This window comes from Gordonia sp. DT30 (assembly GCF_049844915.1).
In the GTDB taxonomy this organism is placed as follows: domain Bacteria; phylum Actinomycetota; class Actinomycetes; order Mycobacteriales; family Mycobacteriaceae; genus Gordonia.
Genome location: NZ_JBNCLY010000062.1, coordinates 1 through 775 on the forward strand (window position 1 = coordinate 1; position 775 = coordinate 775).

Annotated in this window: 1 pseudogene; it reads right to left on the minus strand. The window is 59.2% G+C overall.

Going from position 1 to position 775, the window contains the following annotated elements:
• Positions 1-135 precede the first annotated feature (135 nt).
• Positions 136-775, minus strand: a pseudogene (locus ACLQ3C_RS21435) (hypothetical protein); the annotation flags it as partial.

The window sequence follows — 775 nt, forward strand, 5'->3', positions numbered from 1 at the left end:
CCCGAAGATAATGAATCCGGTCGCTATTCCACGGACGGTCCATCGTCAAGGAGACGTCAAGAGAGCGTCGAGCCCCATCAAGCCTCATCGTCACATAAGCCGGGTCCCACTCATGCCACCGATCAATATTCACCATCAGCCAGAATCTCCATCCTTCTCATTTACGATACCGCGTTTCACCGTCGGCCGGATATCGAACTCTCGATGCCGATATCCTGAATACGATCCATTTTTGTCGACTCTCGCCTGCACCAACTCGTAGCGCAGGCTACCGAATTTCATCGCGTCTTTAATCGTCAGCGCCAGCCCCAGCTGCGTTGCATCTCCCCTTTCCCCCATGGCCGCGAGGACCGATTCGAGATATTCCCGACGCCCCTGTTGATAGTGCCTCGCCGAGTTACGCCCAACTCCCTTCCGGTGTCCCAACGTTGCGTGTGGGCCTTTCGCCTCCATTACGACAATGATCGGTTCGGTGATCCCCTCCTTGTTGGTCACACCGTCGCGCGGACTGACCCGAACCACCCCATCGGCAGCTCCGCTGCCGTGCGAGCCAATAGGTTGCAACACCTCGATCTCGAACTGATGCGGCGGGTACCGCTGCAGGATCGCCACCCCCGCCGCATGCAAGCCTGCCAGTTCACCAGCCTTCGTCACGAACGAGCGAGCATCGGACAATTCGGCGTCCGTCGAATCCGGCATGCCCAACACATGCTTCAACTGAGCACGCGCCCAGTCCCGCATCCGACTCAACCGCTCCGCCACCCGATGCGCCCCA